Annotated in this window: 1 protein-coding gene and 1 pseudogene; both read right to left on the bottom strand. The window is 74.4% G+C overall.

Annotated elements, in window-relative coordinates:
- Window positions 1–303: pseudogene (locus L995_RS04800) on the bottom strand (ABC transporter ATP-binding protein); the annotation flags it as partial.
- Window positions 300–860: ATP-binding cassette domain-containing protein (locus tag L995_RS04795; protein WP_047469668.1), on the bottom strand; the 561-nt coding region annotated here is incomplete at its 5' end. The gene L995_RS04795 and the pseudogene L995_RS04800, both read right to left, overlap by 4 nt.

The following is an 860-nucleotide window of genomic DNA, read 5'->3' as shown; positions in this document are numbered from 1 at the left end:
CCGCGTCAGCACGGCCAGGGTGGCGTCATGGGTGACCAGCCGTTCGGCATAGCGGGTGCCCGTGCGGCCCAGGGCCAGCAGGCGGATGCCGGCCGAGGGCATGAAGACGTCGAAAACGATGGCCGTGGCCGGCAGCAGCCCGGCCAGCGCCGTGGCCGTGATGAACCAGCCCGACAGGCCCAGCAGCGCCATGCCCATGAGCACCGTGAGCAGGGCCAGCAGCGCGCCACCCAGCCACAGGCGCCGGGGCGCCATGCGCGCCAGGGCGGCAAGCACGGGCCGGAGGGTGGAGCGGGGCTTCATGCGGCCAGCTCCTGCGGGGCGGCATGGCCCGCCAGCTCCACCACGCGGTGCATGGCGGCGGCCAGCTCGGCATCGTGGGTGGCGACGATCAGCGTGCGCCCGCGTGCCAGTTGCAGCAGGGCATCGGTGACCTGGGCGGCCGTGGCCGGGTCCAGGTGGGCCGTGGGTTCATCGACCAGCAGCAGGCCTGCATCGCGCGACAGGGCCAGGCGCGCCAGGGCCAGGCGCACGATCTCCCCGCCCGACAGGCCGGCTCCGCCCTCGCCCAGCGTGGCGCCGGCACGGGCCTCGGCCAGCTTGCCCAGACCGGCCAGCCGCAAGGCCTGGCGTAGCTCGCCGAAGGTGAATCCCGGGCGGCCCAGCCGGAGGTTTTCGGCCACCGAGCCGGCGAACACATGGGGGCTCTGCCCCATCCAGGCCATGCGCGCGCGCAGCCGTCCGGCCGATTCGCCGTCGAGCAGCTGGCCGTCGATATGGATGCGCCCAGGCTCGGCCACCGGCAGCAGGCCAGCAATCTGCGCCAGCAACAGCGACTTGCCGCTGCCGCTGGGACGCGG

Origin of the sequence: Delftia sp. ZNC0008 (genome assembly GCF_000799035.1) — a bacterium.
Taxonomy (GTDB): Bacteria; Pseudomonadota; Gammaproteobacteria; order Burkholderiales; family Burkholderiaceae_C; genus Comamonas; species Comamonas tsuruhatensis.
This window is presented reverse-complemented; position numbering and strand designations above follow the sequence as displayed.